The sequence below is a fragment of the Vibrio sp. 11-4(1) genome (assembly GCF_013048625.1).
GTDB lineage: Bacteria > Pseudomonadota > Gammaproteobacteria > Enterobacterales > Vibrionaceae > Vibrio > Vibrio diabolicus.
Genome location: NZ_VHSY01000001.1, coordinates 786897 through 806372 on the forward strand (window position 1 = coordinate 786897; position 19476 = coordinate 806372).

A 19476-nucleotide genomic window follows, 5' to 3' on the forward strand; every position below is an offset into this window, starting at 1 on the left:
GAAACCAGGCGGGGTTTTATTTTGCCTGCTATTTATTATTCACGAGGTACCCGATTCTCTTGCGTCGATTTATTTCGTGCCGTGCTATCATTTTCTCTACGTCTTTCAGCAAGCTCACAGCAAATCTCACATTATGCTTAATCCTGTTTGGTTACATACATTTAAGACATTGATTGAAGTCGGTCATTTCACACAAACGGCAGAAAAACTTTTTATGACCCAACCTGGTGTCAGCCAACACATCAAAAAGTTAGAGCAAAGTTGTCAGCATGCGCTGATCAAACGTGAAAACAAAAGCTTCGAATTAACAGAGCAAGGTCGGATTGTTTACGCCTACGCGCTGGAGTTAGAAGAAAGAGAGAAAGCGTTGCTCGAAGAACTCAGTTTTGATGATGCATTTTCAGGTCACTGTAAACTGGCCTGTTCTGGCGCAATGGCATTGATGCTGTATGGCCCTCTTTTAGAAAAGCAAAAACAGCACCCAGGCTTATCGCTGCATTTAGAAGCCGCACCCAATCACTCGATTCTCAATGCAATAACGGAAGGAAGCATTGATATTGGAATCGTAACTGATGTTCCTCACAAAGGTTTATTTCACAGTGAAAGAATTGGTAAGGAGCAGTTGTGCTTAGTCCTACCTAATCAATACCGCGAAAGGCAGATAACACCACAACTCTTGCACGACTGTGGTGTCATTGCCCATCCTGATGCCAAGCACTACATGACGCTATTTTTTGACCAATGCGCGGAACAAGAGCTCCAAGAAATTAAGATGAGCGATTTACCATTATCCGGCTACGTGAATCAATTAAGCCAAATTTTACTACCTGTGAGTAAAGGACTCGGCTTCACCGTGCTGCCTCAAAGTGCTGTCGACAACTTCCCACAAAAAGATACCTTGCACATCGCACAACTGAAAAACACCGTGTGTGAAGAGTTATTTTTAGTTCGCAAACGAAGTCGTGTTCTGCCACTGCGCTATCAAACAATTAAAGATGTGTTATTGGACGTCATCACAAACTCAAAACAAACTACAGAATAGCCTAGCGTTTTAATCGTCGTAATCCGTTTGCTTAAAAAAGTCCACAGACAACTTCCGGCTTACGACGCTGAGAATGCCCGATGATTCAACAAATTATTTTTGTCGTAACGACGAGTTTTTTTCGTTTTCTTCTCGCGAGAAAAAAACCTAAGGTGCGCACCTCTAACGAAGTGGTTGTCCAACCACACATCTAAATCGTTGAAGTCAGTAGGTAATATCACCTAAATATCACATACCTGCTGCATTCTATACTCTATACTTATATTTTTAATTTGGTACTGACTTACTAAGGAATTGCCATGCGTATTGCTATTCTCTCTCGTAATGAGAATTTATATTCAACCATGCGCCTAAAACAGGCAGGTGAAGAGCGTGGACATCAAGTAGACGTCATCGATACTCTGCACTGTTATATGGACATTACGAGCAACAACCCTAAGATCCGCTATAAGGGTGAAGAATTGCCACAATACGACGCTGTGATTCCTCGCATCGGTGCATCCATCACATTCTACGGTACCGCGGTTGTACGTCAGTTTGAAATGATGGGCACATTTTGTGTCAACGAATCGGTCGCGATCAGCCGTTCTCGTGACAAGTTACGCTCGTTGCAACTGTTATCGCGTAAAGGCATCGGCTTGCCGCGCACTGGCTTTGCTCACCACCCTGATAACATTCAGGACGTGATCAAAAATGTTGGTGGCGCACCTCTAGTGATTAAATTACTAGAAGGAACTCAAGGCATCGGTGTTGTGCTTGCTGAAACCAACAAAGCAGCAGAAAGCGTGATCGAAGCATTCATGGGGTTGAAAGCAAACATCATGGTGCAAGAGTTCATCGAAGAAGCTAAAGGCGCAGACATACGTTGCTTTGTTGTCGGTAATAAAGTGATTGCAGCGATGAAGCGCCAAGCGAAAGAAGGAGAGTTCCGCTCTAACTTACATCGCGGCGGCTCTGCACAGTTAGTGCGACTAAGCAAAGAAGAACGCGCTACTGCGATTAACGCGGCAAAAGTCATGGGGTTAAACCTATGCGGTGTAGATATCCTTCAATCTAAAAACGGCCCAGTGGTAATGGAAGTGAATTCTTCACCAGGTCTTGAAGGTATCGAGCTCGCTACAGAAAAAGACGTTGCTGGTATGATTTTCGACTTTATCGAGAAAAACGCAAAACCACACGCAAACCGTACTCGTGGTAAAGGTTGATAATTGTTTGAGTGAGAGCCTGCTCAGTAGGCTCTCGTATTACTCATCGCTAGGATGACACTATGAATCAGAAAATGATCATTGGGAACGCCGAAGCTATTTGCTTACCTGAGTTAGGGATTACTCACCTTGAAGCGCGAATTGATACGGGCGCACAAACATCTTCATTGCATGTAGATAACATTGATTGCTTTGAAAAAGATGGTCAGTCTTACGTTGCATTCGATCTGCACCCGGATGTTTATCATTTAGAACAAGTGGTTCGCTGCACAGCGAAGCTAAAGGCAAACCGTAAAGTTAAATCTTCAAACGGTACCTTTGAGCATCGCTGCGTTATCACCACCATGCTGCGCATGGGTGACAAACAATGGCCAATCGACATTACGTTGACCAACCGTGAAAAAATGACTTACATGATGCTGTTAGGTCGTCAGGGCATGGCAGACAAAGTGCTGGTAGACCCTAGCCAATCTCATTTATTGGCATCTTAACCCCGTAGCTTCAGATGAGTGATCGAGCATCTTTGTTGAGCATCACTCGTCTGGCTTTATCTTCGTCTACTTCCTGCTAAATAGCGCAAACAACAAGCCCTTCGCTTTGACCTTTGTAACACGCCAATGGGTCATCGGCTTAGTCGGCGCAGTATGCAGAATGTGCTGATACGCTTTCTCATCAAAAGTCACCTCTCCCCCATGCGCCAAAAGCAAACATTGCGGATTCATCTCAAACACACGCTTTAATGATTGGCGATATTGGTTTGGATGAAATATGGGAAACGGCGCAATCAGGTGTTTCTTAACCTGCACCATCAAATCCGCCACATACAATACATCTTGTTCAGAATGATAAACCGACAAATCTCTATCGGTATGTCCCTGCGTTTCTAGCACCTGCCAATCATCAAACCCCGGAATACACTCACCATCGATAAGTTCGATATCGGGCTTTAACTTGCGCGAATACCACAGGTTTTGCTTTGGTTTACGCATCCGGTTCGCCATCCAGCGCGCTAACATCAAATCGGTCAAATGCATTAGCCAACCATCTACACCGCTATACCATTGGCTCTCTCGCTTTGCGGCCAATAGCTTACATCCAGTTAAATCACGCAGTTTGTGCGCGCCACCAGCGTGGTCTGGATGCATGTGAGTTACAACGACCAACTTTAGGTCAGAAAAAGGACGATGGAGTTGATGTTCAATAAAATCTTTAAGGTGAGGAATATCTGCTCGACTTGCACCATCAAGCAACATTAATTTATCGGGATATTCGGCGAGATACATGGTCTGAATGTATCCCTGAATTCTGTGCAGCTGCAAAATATGTCCTTATTTGAGTGAGATTTTTCATGACCGCTTCCTTGCTGGTCAGACCAACTATAACAGCTGAATGGACGCTCTGGTAAACAAATGTTCACATCAGCGCACGACAAGAAATCATAATCGAGATGATAGATTTTAATCATTAGACTCAGCGGCACTTTTATCCGTTAATGCGCGCACACGGAGTTCGTGTCAGGGTATGAGGTTAATGCCTCATGATTTGCTTTTTTGTACTTTTCCTTCTAATTAATTAAGGACTTAAGTACATTTTTGTGAGAATCGAGTTGGAAAAAGCAACTAAATTAGACCGCATCCGCGCGGACTACAACGTTCACTACTGGAGCCAAGGTTTCTACGGTATTGATGACCAAGGCGAGGTTTACGTATCACCTCGTAGTGATCGTGCACATCAAATCCCTTTCAGTGCCATTGTAAATGAGCTAGAAGCGAAGCAGTTAAATCTGCCTGTATTAGTGCGCTTCCCGCAAATCGTGCACCAACGTGTGCATGGAATTTGCCACGCTTTCAACCAAGCAATTGAAGAATACCAATATCCAAACAAATACCTGTTGGTGTACCCAATTAAAGTAAACCAACAACGTGAAGTGGTGGATGAAATTCTAGCGAGCCAAGCTCAACTAGAAACCAAACAGCTTGGTCTTGAAGCGGGTAGCAAGCCAGAATTGTTGGCAGTACTTGCATTGGCTCAACAAGGCAGCTCCGTGATCGTGTGTAACGGCTACAAAGACCGTGAGTATGTGCGTCTTGCACTGATCGGTGAAAAGCTGGGCCACAAGGTATTCATCGTACTAGAGAAGCTTTCTGAGCTGGATCTGGTGCTAGAAGAAGCGAAAAGCTTGGGCGTAAAACCGCGCCTTGGTTTGCGCATTCGCCTCGCCTCTCAAGGTGCGGGGAAATGGCAAGCAAGTGGCGGTGAAAAATCGAAATTTGGTTTGTCTGCATCGCAAGTGCTTAGCGTTATTGAACGTCTGAAACGCGAAGGCAGCCTAGATGCGATGCAACTGGTTCACTTCCACCTTGGCTCACAGATGGCAAACATCCGTGACGTACGTAATGGTGTGAATGAGTCTGCACGTTTCTACTGCGAACTGCGCGCACTGGGTGCAAACATCGAATACTTCGATGTGGGCGGCGGTTTGGCAATCGACTACGACGGCACACGCAGCCAATCATCGAACTCGATGAACTACGGCCTTGCAGAGTACGCACGTAATATCGTCAACACAGTGGGCGACGTGTGTCAGCAATACGAACAACCGATGCCAGTGATCATTTCTGAATCCGGTCGTTCACTAACAGCACACCACGCTGTGTTGATTTCTAACGTAATTGGTACAGAAACATACCAACCGGAAGAAGTGCATGAACTTGGCGCAGATGCTCCACTATTGCTACAAAACATGTGGCGAAACTGGGAGAACTTACAAGATGGTACCGACGCTCGCGCGTTAATTGAGATCTACAACGATACCCAAAGTGATTTGGCAGAGGTACACTCTCAATTCGCAACTGGCGTGCTTAACTTGGAGCAACGTGCGTGGGCAGAACAACTATCACTGCGCATTTACTTCGAACTAAGCCGCAAGATGAGCACTAAAAATCGCTTCCACCGTCCGATTCTGGACGAGTTGAGCGAACGTCTTGCAGATAAGTTCTTCGTGAACTTCTCTCTCTTCCAATCTCTACCAGATGCTTGGGGTATTGATCAGGTGTTCCCTGTTCTGCCACTTTCTGGTCTTGGCGATGCGGAAGAGCGTCGTGCGGTAATGTTGGACATCACCTGTGATTCTGATGGCGCGATCGATCACTACGTTGATGGTCAAGGCATCGAGAGTACGCTACCTGTACCAGCTTGGAGCAAAGACAAACCATACCTAATGGGCTTTTTCCTAGTAGGCGCATACCAAGAAATCCTTGGTGACATGCACAACCTATTTGGTGACACCCACAGTGCAGTAGTCAATGTTGATGAACACGGTCAATTTGAGATCAGTTACATCAATGAAGGTGATAGTGTAGAAGACATGATGCGCTACGTTCATATCGACGTGGATGCGATTCGTGACAATTACAAACAATTGGTTTCCCAAAGAGTTGAAGCCAATGAACAAGCACAAATCCTAGCAGAACTAGAACAAGGTCTAGCGGGATACACCTATTTAGAGGACTTCTGATATGAATGATTTGTTTACTAAAACCGATTATTCGCTTTACTCCAACTCTATGTCGTTTTTACGTCTACCGTACATTCGTAATCCGGTATCGGCAGACGCAGACGTTGTGGTGCTAGGGGTTCCTCTGGACATGGCTACATCTGGTCGTCCAGGCGCACGCATGGGGCCAGATGCGATTCGCCGTGCCTCAGTCAACTTGGCATGGGAAGGTAAGAAGTTCCCGTGGGGCTTCAACGTATTGGATAAGCTGAAAGTGATCGACGCGGGTGACCTCGTGTTCGATTGCGGTGATGCGGAAGATTTCACTTACCGTCTAGAGGCGGCAACCAGTGAAATTCTAAAAAGCGGTAAAACCATGTTGGGATTGGGCGGTGACCACTTCATCACACTGCCTATCCTGCGTGCCTACGCGAAGCATCATGGTCAAATGGCTCTGATTCACTTTGATGCTCATACGGATACCTACGCAAATGGCAGTTCATACGACCACGGTACAATGTTCTACCATGCGCCGAAAGAAGGTTTGATCTCTGCGAAGAACTCCGTACAAATCGGTATTCGTACTGAATACAAACAGCAGGATCACGGCTTTAATGTGATTAATGCGATGCAAGCGAATGACATGTCGGTGAACGAGATCTTAGAAGAGATTCGTCGTACCGTCGCAGATAAGCCAGTGTATGTTACTTTTGACATCGACTGCTTGGATCCAGCCTTCGCACCAGGAACAGGTACACCCGTTTGTGGTGGCTTGAACTCAGACAAAGCACTGAAGATCATTCGTGGCTTAGCCGGTATGAATATTGTGGGTATGGATGTTGTAGAAGTATCGCCTCCGTACGACCACAGTGATGTTACCGCATTAGCGGGAGCAACCATCGCGCTAGAAATGCTTTACGCATACGCATCTGGCCGCGAATAAACATAATCATTTCTAAGGGAGCTTCGGCTCCCTTTTTGTTCATGGTGCCTTCTCCAGTCTTTTCTTCGTTCGAACCATGTCTTGCTCTGGCTAACCAAAACAATTCTTCTCCCCTCGATTTTAACCATAAAAACCAATGACCTATAAGTAGGTTTACATTCACAACAAATAAGAGATTTAACGTAATTCAACAAAGAAAAGCAGCCTATTTCCGAATGCAAATTAAGATTAGTTTTTCTAATGCATATTATAGATTTTTATCTTGCTCAACTTCACACTTTTCGATTGCTAATTGTACACGCAAAGACTAATATCTCGCGCAAATAGCCCCGTAACACCAAAAGTCTGTTGGCACTCTGCATTAGAGCGCTAAGGGTTTTTACGTCTTAAATTTTTTGGAGAGATACGCAAATGTCTGCTTCGTTTCCATTAGCGAAACTTACCTTTTTAATCGCAATATTGACTGCCGTGGGTCAAATGACCCAAACAATGTACGTGCCTTCAATCGGTCATATGGCGGGTGAGTTTTTGGTGTCTGCGTCATCACTTCAAGCGGTGATGGCTTGTTACCTAATTCCATATGGCTTATCGCAATTCGTGTACGGTACGTTATCGGACCGCTTAGGTCGCAAGCCAATCATCATAGCAGGCCTACTTATCTACATCGTAGGTACATTGGTGGCGCTCTTTGCACACCAATTTGAATGGTTCTTGATTGGTAGTTTCATCCAAGGTTTAGGTATTGGCTGCGGTGGTGCGATGTCACGCACTCTGACTCGCGACTGTTTTGAAGGTTCTGAGCTACACAGAGCAAATAGCTTAATCAGCATGTGTGTGATTTTCTCACCATTGTTGGCCCCCGTGCTTGGCGGATACTTAACCGAAGCGTTTGGCTGGCGCTCTAGCTACCTATTCTTAGCGCTGTTTGGCATTGCAGTGGTGATTACCATGATGACCAGCATGATGGAGACGCTACCAAAAGAGAAACGCAAGTTCGAACCAGTAGCCAAAAGCTACAAACACGTTTTATCAGATCGCCGCTTCCAAGGCTTTTTGATCTGCCTAGTTGCGACGTTTGCTGGCGTAGGTGTGTTCGAGGCAGCAGCTGGGGTATTGCTAGGTGGTGTATTGGCATTACCAGCGACCACAGTAAGTTTGCTGTTTATCTTGCCGATCCCGGGTTACTTGGTGGGTGCGGGCTTATCTAGCTACATCGCGCAGCGTCGCTCTGAGCGTCGTGCTTTAAATGTGGGCTTGGTATCGATTTTTGTTGGCTCTGCTATTGTGCTCATCCCTGGCTTGTTTGGTTTAACCACGGCGTTAACGCTGGTTGGTGGCGCAACCGTGTACTTTTTGGGTGCGGGTATCCTATTCCCAGCAGCAACAACCGGAGCAATTGCGCCATTCCCATACCATGCAGGAACAGCAGGCGCGACATTGGGTGGCATGCAAAACTTGGGAGCAGGTATTGCGACCTTGCTTGCATCACTATTTCCAGCGCATAACCAGATGCCACTAGGTGTTTTGATGATGGCAATGTCGGTAATTGCAATGCTTGGGCTCATGTGGGTAAATCGAGCGCACAACCACTCAAACGAAGTGCCGCAAGTCATCTGATCATTATCGACTAACGTTCAAAATCCAAAAGGGACACACTCAACAAGTGTGTCCCTTTTTTCATATCACACTATATCGATTTCCCGATGAGAATGATTTAACTTTCGAATTGATATTTGTTAAAAATAACAGCTGCTTACACAATGTGTTTTCAGCTCCCTTCAAATTGAGTAGCCAACTCGGAAATATTGAGGATTCTCACTTTTTGGCATACCTCATAACAAAGAATGGACAACTGAAAACCACTAACGAAATGAAAGCCCAGCCCTCAGGATGAGGCCACTTGGGTGTATAATAAGGACAAAAACAGATGCGTTTCACTTTAACTACGTTGGCCGTCTCGGTCGCGCTTGTCGCCGGATGCAGCAATCAAGGAACTCCCAGCATGACTCAATACTCCCAATCACAGATCGTTGCTCAACAAACTCAAGCTCCGGTTGCGAAAAAAGTCCCTCACGCGATGACTATTCATGGTGATACTCGCGTTGATAACTACTACTGGATGCGTGACGACGAACGTAAAGATCCGGAAATTTTGCAGCACCTAGAGCAAGAAAATCAGTATGCGGAAACCGTTCTCAAGCACACTGAAGCTCTTCAAAATGAGCTATTTGAAGAAATTAAAGGTCGCATAGCAAAAGACGACAACTCCGTTCCTGTGCGTAAAGGCAACTACTTCTACTCAAGTGAAGTGACCGGAGATAACGAATACGAAGTTCACCTTCGAGCTAAAGACTTTGCAGGCAAAGACAAGCAAGTCATTTTAGATGTCAATGAACTTGCAAAAGAACATGAGTTCTTCAGTATTGGCGGCTTGTACGTTAGTCCGAATGAAAACTTACTAGCGTATGGCGAAGATACATTAAGCCGCCGCGTTTACACTCTTAAGATCAAAGACCTGAAAACAGGCAATTACCTACAAGATGAAATCGAAGGCGCCTCAAGCGCGATTGCATGGCAGAACGATAACAACGCCTTTTACTACATCAAAAAAGATCCACAGACCTTGCTGGGCTACCAAGTGTATCGTCATGTTTTAGGCACGCCACAAAGCAGTGATGAGTTGATTTTTGAAGAAACCGACAGCGCCTATTACACCTCACTAAGCAAAAGCAAAGATGGCGAAGATATTTATATCTGGCATTCCAGTACAGAAACCAGCGGCGTCTCCATCATCGATGCGAACAACCCTAAAGCAAAGGCGAAGCCTTTTTATCCTCGTGAAAATGGCATTGAATACAGCATTTCTAAGCTAGGCGATTGGTATTACATTTATACCAACTATCAAGCCGTGAACTTCCGTTTGATGAAAGTTAAGCAAGAAGAGATGCACGATCGCTCTAAGTGGCAAGACGTGATTGCCGCAGACGACAACACTCAACTTGTCGACTTCGAGCTATTCGATGATCACCTCGTCTATGAGCAGCGCTCTAACGGCCTAGCAAGCGTCACTGTACGTCAGCTCTCAACAGGAAAAGAATTCCCCCTCACATTTAATGACGATGCGTTTGCAGCCTATTTGACAGGTAACCTAGAGCTGGATAACGAGAAAGTTCGTATTTATTACAGCAGTTTAACCACTCCAGGAACCTACTACGATTTCGATCTAAAAACGGGCGAGTCAGAAATCATGAAGCAAACACCTGTACTTGGTGATTTTAATCCTGACAATTACCAATCAGAACGCATTATGATTACAGCCCGTGACGGTAAAGAAGTACCCGTTTCTTTGGTGTATCGTAAAGACTTATTTAAGAAGGATGGTACGAATCCACTCTACCAATATGGTTATGGATCTTATGGTGCAACCATTGAGCCAACTTTCCGCTCGACACGTTTGAGTCTATTAGACCGCGGCTTTGTTTACGCCATCGCTCACATTCGCGGTTCTGAAATGCTTGGCCGTCCTTGGTATGAGGATGGTAAAAAACTCACCAAGCAAAACACATTCAACGACTTTATTGATGTAACTAAAGGTTTGGTTGAACAAGGCTACGGCGCGAAAGATAAAGTCTTCGCTGTTGGTGGCTCTGCAGGTGGTCTCTTAATGGGGGCAGTCATCAACCAAGCACCAGAATTGTATCGCGGTATCGGTGCACATGTTCCGTTTGTGGACGTGGTAACCACCATGCTCGATGAATCAATTCCATTGACCACCAATGAATATGATGAATGGGGTAACCCAAATAACAAAACATACTATGACTATATGTTGAGTTACTCGCCTTACGACAACATCAAGGCGCAAAACTACCCAAACATGTTGGTAACGACTGGCTTGCACGACTCTCAAGTACAGTACTTTGAACCAATGAAGTGGGTCGCCAAACTTCGTGAAATGAAGACTGACGATAACGTTTTGTTGTTCAAAACCGATATGGAAGCCGGACACGGCGGCGCATCTGGTCGATTTAAGCGCTTGAAAGAAGATGCGTTAGAGTACGCGTTCTTCCTCGATTTACTCGATAAAAAATAAGCGTATTAATAGAACTGCATCTCTAACAACAAAAATGCCCGCAACTTGCGGGCATTTTTTATAGACGCGCTCTCTAAACAGAGAGTTGGGGTACCTAAGACATCATTACCAGTGTCTCTTATAGCCAACGGAAAGCAGAAAGAAAAACGCCTACTCACAACGAGTAGGCGTTAACACAATAAATGTGTTTAGGCAGTAGAAACTGGCCTATTTATTAGAAGTAGTAACGAGCACCTAGAGTCCAGTAGTCGTTCTCTTCGCTAGTGTAATCGTTACCTAGGTCAAACTGGTAAGCAGCAAACGTTACGAAAGCAGGAGTTATAGCGTACTCTGCTTGTAGCGCAGTTTCGCTTGAAACTGTCTTGTTGTCTTCTTCGTCTTCTACGCCTTCGTAGTTAACGCTGAATGTCCAATCGTTCACGCCGTATGCCAAAAGAGCTTCAATTTGAGAAGTCTCTTTACGCATCTCGTAGAAGTAATCGTTCATACCGTATACTACTGCTGCGTATAGACCTGAACCGTACTGACCGTAGTTTACAGAGAATAGGTGTGATTCAGCGTTCTTAGTACCTAGAGTCGCGTTTTTAACATCACCGCCGCTGTATACGTAGCCTAGGCCAAAGCCAGCTACAGAACCGCTCAGTGCAACTTGACCACGTTGCTCGTATGTTGTTGCATCTGAAGTTTGCTCACCTTGCCAACCTAGACCTAGGTTGAAAGCAAAGCCTTCACCAAATTCAAAACCTTTACGGTAGCTAAGCATTTTATCAGCACGAGCTGAGCCTAGGTTGCCGTGGTTGTCGTACAAAAAGTCGTTCGCAAACGCGATTGGTAGATCCGCAACACCAGCGACATCGTAGTAAGGTGACCATTGAGTACCTGCAACAAGGCGACCGTACTGCTCGTGAGTTGCACCGATGTAACCTAGACGAGTTTTGAATGACTGTTCACCACCATTTAGGTAGTTAAGCGCCCATTCGCCTTTAGCGTCGATAGTGATACCGTTGCCAATGTCTTTCTTACCCGCGACGTTAATACGTGGAGACACTTGATGAACTTTCACATCTTCCTCGTAGTACTCACCCACGCCAACTGAAACGTGACCGCCGATCGATAAAGATGTACCATCGCTGTTATAAACTTCTGCTGCGAAGGCCTGTGAACCACATGCTAGTGCCGCCACTGCAACGGCTAGAGTTTTCATTTTCATTGTTAACATCCGTATAGTTGTTTGTACCGGTTCGCTTAGAGACAGATTAAATCCGAATCAATCGCAACGAACACATAACAAAGTAGTAATGAAATAGAAATGAAACAAACACTTTCTTATGCAACCAGTGGTATTAATGCTCACGTTTTGAACTAAGTCACAAAAGAATAGGGAACTTTTCATTCCCCATCATAAAATCTGTGGCTTTTTACGTGTCACATCTCCCAACGTGCGAGTGGCTTCTCAGTTTTGATACCCTTACTGCCCCAGCGGTCAATAACATCAATTTGCAGTATACGACTCGGTTTAATAAGCGATGTCAAGGTTTTCGACGGTCGTTTATCCGTAACTAACCATAGCGTTTTATCTTGTTCAAACTGAGCTTTTAAAGATAATTTGTCTTCTTCTGTCCACTCGAGTTCTGGCTTAAATTCGCGCCCAACCACAAACAATTGGTTGCCAGAGGCAAAGTCCTCTAGTGACTCACTCATCAGTACCACTGAATCGATGCCTTTATCGAAGATCTCTGCCTGTTGTTGGTTGAGCAGTTCACGCACATTGAGCATAAAAGCCTGTTGATTCGTTTGAATCGCCTTTTGGTGCTCAGGATATACACGTTGTAGATCCTCTCCAACAATGCCCGCCATTCGGATTAAGTTTGTAGGGTTCAGCCACGCGTACTTCGATGTTGACCCGTTTTCCAATGTCAGTACTGCAACTCCTTGAGCTCTAGGAGAAATGGCCTGCGATGCATCGATTTCAATCAAGTGAATGTTGCCCTGTCGAGCGTAAACATAAGTCGGGTCTTGTTTCCAAATCGCACCAAGAGTAATAGCAACCGTCGCGGCTTGACCCGCTTGCTTAACTTGCTCTGTACCTTTATTTGCGAACCAGTTCTCAAGACGCTCAACGCCGTAACGCTTTGGAGGCAGATACTGAGTCTCTATCCCTGTACCTTTCATGAGTTGCTCAGACAACATGTACGTGACGGGAGTGCTGGTTAAAATGTCTTTGGCGCTTGCCAACGATGGAAGTGTCGTCGCTATAACCAAACCAAAAGTTATCGCTAATTTTTTTATCTTCATGTTCATTACTTTATAAAAAGGGTTACGCTTTTTGGATAATTCGGTAAACCGTTGCTGTTAGGAAAAATGCCGCAGAAACAATGATGATGGATGCGCCTGATGGCACTGGTAGCTCAAGCTCCATCGGCAGTATGGTTCCGACTAAACACGCAATGGTTGCCAATAAAGAAGAAAGGAGAACGAAAGTGCCCATGCGTTTAGTCAATAACCTAGCCGTTGCTCCAGGAATCAGTAGCAATGCACCAACCAATACCGCGCCAATAATCTTTACCGCGGCGATGGTGACCAAGGTGATCATCATGACAAATAAGTAATCATAAAAGCTGGTATTAAAGCCGCGTACACGTGCAATATCCGGGCTGATACAAGTCAGCAAAATGCGGTTAAACGTAGGAATAAGAAGCAGTAATATGATCAAACAACTGATCGCTAAAATAAGGATATCGTTGTCCGTCACAGTTAAGATCGAGCCAAACAACACGTTCTCCAACATGTGAATGTTGATCTTACGAGCAACGTACATTAACAGCGCAGCACCAACCGCTAACGCTAGCGCAAGAAAAACCCCAACCAGTGTGTCGTAAGGTACATTGGTACGATTACGAACAAAGTGAAGCAACAGCGCAAAAATCATACAAAAGCTAAACAATCCGATGATCGGATTCTCTGGCGGCTCACCGAGCAACACACCAATCGCGATTCCGGTAAGCGCAGCGTGCCCAACCGCTTCAGAGAAAAAAGCTAGTCGCTTGGCGATGACTAATGTCCCAAGACCACCAAGTAACGGTCCTAATATCAGCGCTGCCACAATTGCGTTCACCATGAAGGCATAAGAAAAGCTATCGCTTAACCACCCAGCTTCAACGCCGCTAACCGCTAACTCTCGTAACCAATCCATTATGCAGCCTCCACTTTTGCTGTGTAGTGCTTGAATAATGTTTCTATACGATCAGGACTTAACACATCTGAGTGGTGCCCTGACGCCACAATTTGACGATTTACGACATGGACCTGCGCGTCTAAACGGCGCACTGCGGTCACGTCATGGTGTACTGCCAGTACCGTTTTGCCTTCTCCAACGACTTCATGAATCAAACCTTCAAGGTACCGAACACCTTGCTCGTCCATCCCAGTTGTAGGTTCATCTAAAACCAATAAATTGGGCTCATCCAGTAAAGCTTGCGCAAACAAAACACGCTGTTGCTCTCCGCCAGAGAGTTGCCCCATACGACGATCGCAACGCGTTGCCATGCCCACACGATCCAGCTGGGCCAGAGCATGTTGAGTTTGCTTTGTTTTACGTCGCCAAAATAGAGGGATACGGGTTTGATTAAGCAGCACAAAATCCATCACGGTTAACGGGAGGCTTGCCTCGAACATCGCCTTTTGTGGTACATATCCTATCTTACCCGATGCAGCTGATTGCTCTGGCCAATTGAGTGCAATGTTTCCCGAAAATGGTGTTAGCCCAAGTATCGAACGAAGCAAAGAGGTTTTCCCACCACCATTCGGCCCCATAATCACGTGGCATTTCGCACTCTCGAATTCAGCGTTGATGTTCTGCAAAATAATATTGTCGGCGTATTTCAGGCCCACGTTATTTAAGGAAACGGAAGGACCTGTCATTACGCCTTTTCCCCTGCTCGCTTGCTCGCAACAAACTTCATTGCTTCAATGAGCGTTTCCACGTTATCTCGCATCTCAACCTCGACTTTATCAGCCTCATACTCACCGTGAGTCATGTGAGAAAAGCGATAAAGCTGCACCCCTGTCGCCTCTTCGATGGTATCAACAAAACGGTTCGGCATATTGAGCTCATAAAACAGCACATCAATGCCGGATTCACGAATTTTCTCAATCGTTTCCTGCAACTGACTGGCACTTGGTTCAACGCCATGAGCAGGCTCAATGACAGCTGCGACGTCAACACCAAACTCCTGAAGGATATAGCCGTAAGCATTATGGGTTGTCGCCACCTTCATACCAGCCGTGTCCAACTCACCAAGAGACAACATTGCATCACGCTTCATCAGGCGGAAAGTTTTCGCGTATTTACGAGCATTTTGGCGATAAAAAGTAGCGTTGTCTGGGTCCAGTTTACTTAGCTCACTCGCGATGGTGTAAACCTTTTGAATAGTGGTCGATAGACCAACAAAGGTGTGAGGGTTCACTGCACCTTGACCAACTGACTGCCCCATCGCCGGTAACAGAGGCACTTCTTTGTTCGCTTCGATAACCACGAGATCATCACGCTGAGAGGCTTTGATCACTTTCAGTGCAAAATCGTCATGACCAATACCATTGATCACTATCGCATCCATTTCATTCAAACGTTTAAGATCATTGGGTTGCGGTAAATAGTTATGAGGGTTAAAACCAGCATCGACCAGAGGAATGATGTTCGCCTTGTCATCAACAACAGCTTTGACATAGCTGTAATAAGGTTGAAGCGTAATACCAATACTGAGTTTATCGGCAGCAAAGCCTGTAGAAGACACCGTCAATAACACGGTGGCTGTAAGAATACGACGTAAAAGAGAGCGTTTGAGCATAGTACTTATCAATTATGTTGTCTTAATGGGCGTGAGAATGGGAAGAAGAGAAATCTGACAGAACGATTTGTTGCCAGCCATGCTGGCGGCGTTTTGCTAGATCGCTTAGTACCTCCGCATTTAACGATCGGCTAGAATCACTAAACCAAATATCAGCTTGAGAGCCACGGCTATCCAGAAGCATAGAGGCAGAACCTTGGGCATTTGTCTTCATGCCAATGTAGACTCCGTCATCGATTCGTTTCCACTGATGAGACCCTTTGCGCTTCCAATTTTGGTCTTTTACGAATGGAGCAACCCAAAGCGCCTCCATGTCAGAGACCTCAGGCCAAGTTCCAGTTTCTAGCTGCAAATCACGAATCTCTTCATGAGCAAGCTTAAGTTCAGCGATCAAACCCAACTCGTTTTGATGTAAGTCCGTGATTAAAACTTGATGAGCCTGTATGTCTGGCTTTTCAGTCGCGACCTGATGGTAGGGCATAAGTATGGCTGCTGAACTGAGAATTGCTGCGATTGTCAGTGCGACCCACTTTCCTTCTCGGTTACCATCATCAGGGCGAACTTTCTGTACACTCATTTCTCTTTCAGCTCAACGATATCCACTTCCACCGGGCTTTCATGTCCGGCATCAAATACCAAATAGAAATCTGTTTCAGGGTGAGTAAATTCTGCGATGGAACGCTTATCTGTTTTTTCTTTGGCGATCAGATTGTCGTCGTAATCGTACATTTCGACATCGTAGTCGACCGCTGTCGATCCATCCGAGTAGCCCGCTTCACAAATCACTTTATCTTGCGCCAAGTGACAACTCATCAGAGGGAAATGTGCAGCAGCGTGAAAAGAAGTAAATCCAGAAAAAATCAAAGCAGCTTTGAGAAGAGAAGTGTTATTCATGATGATTCCAAAATGGCCCAGCGATTGCTGAGCCTAATTCGATTAGTTAAGTTGAGTTTCAAACGTAAGGTGAACATTGGCACTCGCTTTATCCGCCAATGGATTATCTTTTAACTCACCTTTGTAGTTCGCTTTCATTAAGTAGCGCCCTGCGACCTCTGGCATGAAGATCACTTTGCCATCTTCATCACTCACCACATCGATTTGTTCTTGATGGTTTCGGTACATGGTGCCTTCACGTGTGATCTCCGCTGTGACGCCCTCTTGTGGCTCACCATTGAAGAAAAACTGGAAAGTGACTGGTTCACCTTCAATGATATCCGATGGATGCGTAATCGGTTTCATCTCCAGCATTTTGCCTTCAATCTCCAACGCTTTGTCCGTTGGCATACCAACCGTAATGTAGCTTTCTGCTCGGGTGTAGCTTAGTTGAGTAACCACATCACGTGCTTGCTCGGGAAGCACATCACCACGCTCAGCTTTGTTTGCTCGCGCCCACTTCACCGTATCACGACGACCCGCTTTGTATTGGGTGTAGTAGCTCGGCTGATTATTGATCGCGACTTTGTGCGTGCCTTCTTCCGTAAAAAAGAAATCAAACATAGAACGACGTTTACCACGAACAACAAAGTTAGGACGCTCAGAACGGCCATCCGGCATCACCACGAACGCTTGGTCACTACCCGCAGGCTTATCAAAAACAAACGTCCCGTGAGAAGCAGTAACATCAAATGTCAGCCAGTCACCACCTTCTTTTGAAACCGTAAAGTGAGAAGGCAGAACCCAACGTGGATGCGCTTGTGCGGTGGTTGTTGCAGCCAATCCCATTGCCATTACACTCGCCAATGCCACTGCTTTCATTTTGGTTTTCATTGTTGTGTCCTTTAATCACTTAACTTGATAATTGACGGTGATGACACCCGTCTCTTGTGTTGGTTTAAGCTCATAGCGCACGTCACTGTCCGCTAGCGTTATTTTTTGACGTAAGTAGTTTCGCCCACCATGTTCACGAACAACTTCGACGTACAACGTGTAATTTCCTTGCTCCAAACGCTTTCCTGCATCATTGGTTCCGTCCCAAACAAAACGGTACTGTCCAGCAGGGCGCGTTGCAGACGTCACCGCATCAACAAGTTCACGATCATAACGACCCGCTTTTCTCCACCAGCTGCGTAGATCTTTTAACCATTCGTCTTTCCCTACCCATAACTGAATGGTTTTAACCGGTTTACGCTGATCGTTTTCAACCCACACCGCCACATAAGGGCGTGCGTACATTGAAGTGTCTATCTTTGGAAGTTCGAATTCGAAATCGATCTTCGCGTTATCTGGTAGAGGAGCCGCAGAAAGAGAGAAAGGAGCAAAAGCCGCGATCAAAGCGGCTTTACAAAAGTGATTACGGCGGAAAAATCTTCCTGTGTTCAACATAAGTGTTCTCTAAAAAAGCTGTTATGGAACAGCAACAAAATAAATCACGAGCGACAGTAACGTACCAAAGCTCATCCATTGCATTGACGTTCTAAGCGTCTTCTTCTTAGGCAGTAATAAGCACACACCTGTTAGAACAAAAAACACCATCAAAAGCGCAGTGACGTCGATAAACCACTTCCAAATCCCACCACTGTTGCGCCCTTTATGTAGATCGTTCAGCAGCGCAACAATACCGTAGTGCGTCGTTTCAACCTCTGCCGCACCAGTAGTCATATCAAGAAAGACCGTAGCGTTATAACCCGGGCCTTTAAAATCCAAAGACAGCTCTCCGAGTAACAACTCACCTTGCTCAACTTCGGTATACACATCTAACGCAGAGGGAGTGCCGCGAAGCTCGGTTTCCTTAGTCAAAAAAGCCACCAGTTCTTCACGATTAGGTTGAAAAGTATCTGAATGTGAGAATAGAACTGAGTGTGGAACCGTAAGAGTATGTTGTTGAATGATAGGTTCACGGCGTTCAAATAATTCGGGGCGATTGAGGGTAATACCAGTTATTGCAAAAAACAGCGTAACTAAGAGAAGAGCCATCGATATATAGATATGTAGGCGTCGAGCCCAAGTTTGAACACCTTTGCTTTTAAGCAGCATAGAAACAATCATCACCAATAAATGTGGAGCATAATTTAGGTGATAATCATTCGTATTGGCATTTAATTTACATTGTTTACTTTTTCAATTCAGCTTGGCTGGCGCATGTTGTAACTATTTGCGCCAATATGAGTGACCAATTGCCTACCCTCTAGATAATAACCCTATTGATTTTAATGACTCAAAATTTAATGATATTTCCAATACTAAAAAGTGGGATAGACTCCACCAAAATGCGCCTTTATGTATATTTAATGAAAAGCTTAAAAGCTATCGATAAGCTAGATTAAAAAGGTAAGCTAAGAAGTTAGTGTAGGGTTAGATAGAGAAGATTTTCTGATGCTAGCCAAACGTTATGGTGCAGTTCAGAAGGAAAAATATGAACAAGAATGTTGTAATAATACTCTTATCACTTTTCTCAAGTGCCACTTTAGCAAGTGAAAAATTTGAAGCCAGTTTGTTTAAAAACGTAAGCCAATCTATTGATAATTATGGTGCTAAGATAAAGCTGTGCGAATCTATGGCAGACCAGAATACACCTGACAAACAAACCCTAGAGTATTCAAAGAAGCATATAGAAGCATTAACTCCTGTTCTGCCGTTTTTAAGCGAGAAAGCTTTTGAGGCTTGTGTATTAAAAGAGAAGCAAGAGCTAGCATATTATCTATTAATAGCAAAAAATAACGCTTCAAGAACCTCAACATTAAAGCTTGTAGAATCGACTGAAAGCCTTACTTTTCATATCGAACCTACATCGAGAGAAAAGTTTGAAACACTGAGCAAGGTACATCAAGAATATATAGAGAAAAGCCCTTTTTTCTCCCGACCATTTGATGCATTAGCTTTTTATGAAAAGCTCATACAGTAAATAGCCTTT

At 44.9% G+C, this 19476-nt stretch carries 19 protein-coding genes; 8 read left to right on the forward strand and 11 right to left on the reverse strand.

The window, feature by feature from the left end:
• Positions 1-133 precede the first annotated feature (133 nt).
• The 3 genes from FKN16_RS03315 (at position 134) to FKN16_RS03325 (ending at position 2738) form a co-directional block, all read left to right on the forward strand.
• Complete coding sequence (locus FKN16_RS03315) at positions 134-1042, forward strand: LysR family transcriptional regulator (RefSeq protein ID WP_046873895.1); 909 nt, start codon at positions 134-136, stop codon at positions 1040-1042.
• A gap of 299 nt (positions 1043-1341) precedes the next feature.
• Complete coding sequence (gene rimK, locus FKN16_RS03320; protein WP_005393586.1) at positions 1342-2247, forward strand: 30S ribosomal protein S6--L-glutamate ligase; 906 nt, start codon at positions 1342-1344, stop codon at positions 2245-2247.
• A 62-nt stretch (positions 2248-2309) separates the two neighbouring features.
• On the forward strand, positions 2310-2738 hold the full coding sequence (locus tag FKN16_RS03325) for a RimK/LysX family protein (RefSeq protein WP_005393584.1): 429 nt from the start codon (positions 2310-2312) through the stop codon (positions 2736-2738).
• A gap of 66 nt (positions 2739-2804) precedes the next feature.
• Here FKN16_RS03325 and FKN16_RS03330 read toward each other — a convergent pair whose 3' ends face one another.
• On the reverse strand, positions 2805-3530 hold the full coding sequence (locus FKN16_RS03330) for an MBL fold metallo-hydrolase (protein ID WP_046873896.1): 726 nt from the start codon (positions 3528-3530) through the stop codon (positions 2805-2807).
• A gap of 311 nt (positions 3531-3841) precedes the next feature.
• On the opposite strand from FKN16_RS03330, the gene speA reads away from it, so the two are divergent.
• The 4 genes from speA (at position 3842) to FKN16_RS03350 (ending at position 10779) form a co-directional block, all read left to right on the forward strand.
• The gene (gene speA, locus FKN16_RS03335; RefSeq protein ID WP_170901989.1) at positions 3842-5764 is read left to right on the forward strand and encodes an arginine decarboxylase; all 1923 of its coding nucleotides are present in this window, start codon (positions 3842-3844) and stop codon (positions 5762-5764) included.
• A gap of 1 nt (position 5765) precedes the next feature.
• On the forward strand, positions 5766-6686 hold the full coding sequence (gene speB, locus FKN16_RS03340; protein ID WP_170901990.1) for an agmatinase: 921 nt from the start codon (positions 5766-5768) through the stop codon (positions 6684-6686).
• Between the two features lie 411 nt (positions 6687-7097).
• Positions 7098-8303: a multidrug efflux MFS transporter EmrD gene (gene emrD, locus FKN16_RS03345; protein WP_005393574.1), complete on the forward strand. Its 1206-nt coding sequence runs from the start codon at positions 7098-7100 to the stop codon at positions 8301-8303.
• A gap of 310 nt (positions 8304-8613) precedes the next feature.
• Positions 8614-10779 carry a S9 family peptidase gene (locus FKN16_RS03350; RefSeq protein ID WP_145534206.1) on the forward strand — a complete coding sequence of 722 codons (2166 nt, stop codon included), beginning with the start codon at positions 8614-8616 and terminating at the stop codon, positions 10777-10779.
• Positions 10780-10993: 214 nt separating this feature from the next.
• Here the strand turns inward: FKN16_RS03350 and FKN16_RS03355 are convergent, their stop codons facing one another.
• The 10 genes from FKN16_RS03355 to FKN16_RS03400 form a co-directional block, all read right to left on the reverse strand.
• Positions 10994-11989, reverse strand: coding sequence for a porin (locus FKN16_RS03355; protein WP_170901991.1), 996 nt, complete (start codon positions 11987-11989; stop codon positions 10994-10996).
• 215 nt (positions 11990-12204) lie between these two features.
• Positions 12205-13074, reverse strand: a complete 870-nt coding sequence (locus FKN16_RS03360) for a zinc ABC transporter substrate-binding protein (protein WP_104972217.1) — start codon at positions 13072-13074, stop codon at positions 12205-12207.
• Between the two features lie 22 nt (positions 13075-13096).
• Entirely contained in the window at positions 13097-13972 is an 876-nt protein-coding gene (locus FKN16_RS03365) for a metal ABC transporter permease (protein ID WP_104972216.1), read from the reverse strand.
• Positions 13972-14700 carry a metal ABC transporter ATP-binding protein gene (locus tag FKN16_RS03370; protein ID WP_104972215.1) on the reverse strand — a complete coding sequence of 243 codons (729 nt, stop codon included), beginning with the start codon at positions 14698-14700 and terminating at the stop codon, positions 13972-13974. The genes FKN16_RS03365 and FKN16_RS03370 overlap by 1 nt, the downstream gene beginning before the upstream one ends.
• Entirely contained in the window at positions 14700-15626 is a 927-nt protein-coding gene (locus tag FKN16_RS03375) for a zinc ABC transporter substrate-binding protein (protein ID WP_170901992.1), read from the reverse strand. Before FKN16_RS03375 ends, FKN16_RS03370 begins: the two co-directional genes overlap by 1 nt.
• Before the next feature lie 22 nt (positions 15627-15648).
• Positions 15649-16203: a DUF6162 family protein gene (locus tag FKN16_RS03380; RefSeq protein ID WP_170901993.1), complete on the reverse strand. Its 555-nt coding sequence runs from the start codon at positions 16201-16203 to the stop codon at positions 15649-15651.
• Complete coding sequence (locus tag FKN16_RS03385) at positions 16200-16520, reverse strand: hypothetical protein (RefSeq protein WP_065645581.1); 321 nt, start codon at positions 16518-16520, stop codon at positions 16200-16202. Before FKN16_RS03385 ends, FKN16_RS03380 begins: the two co-directional genes overlap by 4 nt.
• 42 nt (positions 16521-16562) lie before the next feature.
• The gene (locus FKN16_RS03390; protein WP_170901994.1) at positions 16563-17393 is read right to left on the reverse strand and encodes a DUF4198 domain-containing protein; all 831 of its coding nucleotides are present in this window, start codon (positions 17391-17393) and stop codon (positions 16563-16565) included.
• 15 nt (positions 17394-17408) lie between these two features.
• Complete coding sequence (locus FKN16_RS03395; protein ID WP_124007440.1) at positions 17409-17948, reverse strand: DUF2271 domain-containing protein; 540 nt, start codon at positions 17946-17948, stop codon at positions 17409-17411.
• Positions 17949-17969: 21 nt separating this feature from the next.
• Positions 17970-18599, reverse strand: coding sequence for a PepSY-associated TM helix domain-containing protein (locus tag FKN16_RS03400; protein WP_170901995.1), 630 nt, complete (start codon positions 18597-18599; stop codon positions 17970-17972).
• 379 nt (positions 18600-18978) lie between these two features.
• Between FKN16_RS03400 and FKN16_RS03405 the strand changes: the two genes are divergently transcribed.
• Positions 18979-19467 (forward strand): hypothetical protein, encoded by a 489-nt coding sequence (locus tag FKN16_RS03405; RefSeq protein WP_065645578.1) that lies wholly within the window; start codon positions 18979-18981, stop codon positions 19465-19467.
• Positions 19468-19476 lie beyond the last annotated feature (9 nt).

Excerpts from the sequence above, each read along its gene's own strand:
- FKN16_RS03380 (WP_170901993.1), bottom strand. The coding sequence starts at position 16,203 with ATGAGTGTACAGAAAGTTCGCCCTGATGATGGTAACCGAGAAGGAAAG.
- FKN16_RS03360 (WP_104972217.1), bottom strand. The coding sequence starts at position 13,074 with ATGAAGATAAAAAAATTAGCGATAACTTTTGGTTTGGTTATAGCGACG.
- FKN16_RS03365 (WP_104972216.1), bottom strand. The coding sequence starts at position 13,972 with ATGGATTGGTTACGAGAGTTAGCGGTTAGCGGCGTTGAAGCTGGGTGG.
- FKN16_RS03330 (WP_046873896.1), bottom strand. The coding sequence starts at position 3,530 with ATGTATCTCGCCGAATATCCCGATAAATTAATGTTGCTTGATGGTGCA.
- FKN16_RS03385 (WP_065645581.1), bottom strand. The coding sequence starts at position 16,520 with ATGAATAACACTTCTCTTCTCAAAGCTGCTTTGATTTTTTCTGGATTT.
- emrD (WP_005393574.1), top strand. The coding sequence starts at position 7,098 with ATGTCTGCTTCGTTTCCATTAGCGAAACTTACCTTTTTAATCGCAATA.
- FKN16_RS03390 (WP_170901994.1), bottom strand. The coding sequence starts at position 17,393 with ATGAAAACCAAAATGAAAGCAGTGGCATTGGCGAGTGTAATGGCAATG.
- FKN16_RS03315 (WP_046873895.1), top strand. The coding sequence starts at position 134 with ATGCTTAATCCTGTTTGGTTACATACATTTAAGACATTGATTGAAGTC.
- FKN16_RS03325 (WP_005393584.1), top strand. The coding sequence starts at position 2,310 with ATGAATCAGAAAATGATCATTGGGAACGCCGAAGCTATTTGCTTACCT.
- FKN16_RS03350 (WP_145534206.1), top strand. The coding sequence starts at position 8,614 with ATGCGTTTCACTTTAACTACGTTGGCCGTCTCGGTCGCGCTTGTCGCC.
- FKN16_RS03405 (WP_065645578.1), top strand. The coding sequence starts at position 18,979 with ATGAACAAGAATGTTGTAATAATACTCTTATCACTTTTCTCAAGTGCC.
- FKN16_RS03370 (WP_104972215.1), bottom strand. The coding sequence starts at position 14,700 with ATGACAGGTCCTTCCGTTTCCTTAAATAACGTGGGCCTGAAATACGCC.
- FKN16_RS03400 (WP_170901995.1), bottom strand. The coding sequence starts at position 18,599 with ATGCTGCTTAAAAGCAAAGGTGTTCAAACTTGGGCTCGACGCCTACAT.
- FKN16_RS03355 (WP_170901991.1), bottom strand. The coding sequence starts at position 11,989 with ATGAAAATGAAAACTCTAGCCGTTGCAGTGGCGGCACTAGCATGTGGT.
- speB (WP_170901990.1), top strand. The coding sequence starts at position 5,766 with ATGAATGATTTGTTTACTAAAACCGATTATTCGCTTTACTCCAACTCT.
- FKN16_RS03395 (WP_124007440.1), bottom strand. The coding sequence starts at position 17,948 with ATGTTGAACACAGGAAGATTTTTCCGCCGTAATCACTTTTGTAAAGCC.
- rimK (WP_005393586.1), top strand. The coding sequence starts at position 1,342 with ATGCGTATTGCTATTCTCTCTCGTAATGAGAATTTATATTCAACCATG.
- FKN16_RS03375 (WP_170901992.1), bottom strand. The coding sequence starts at position 15,626 with ATGCTCAAACGCTCTCTTTTACGTCGTATTCTTACAGCCACCGTGTTA.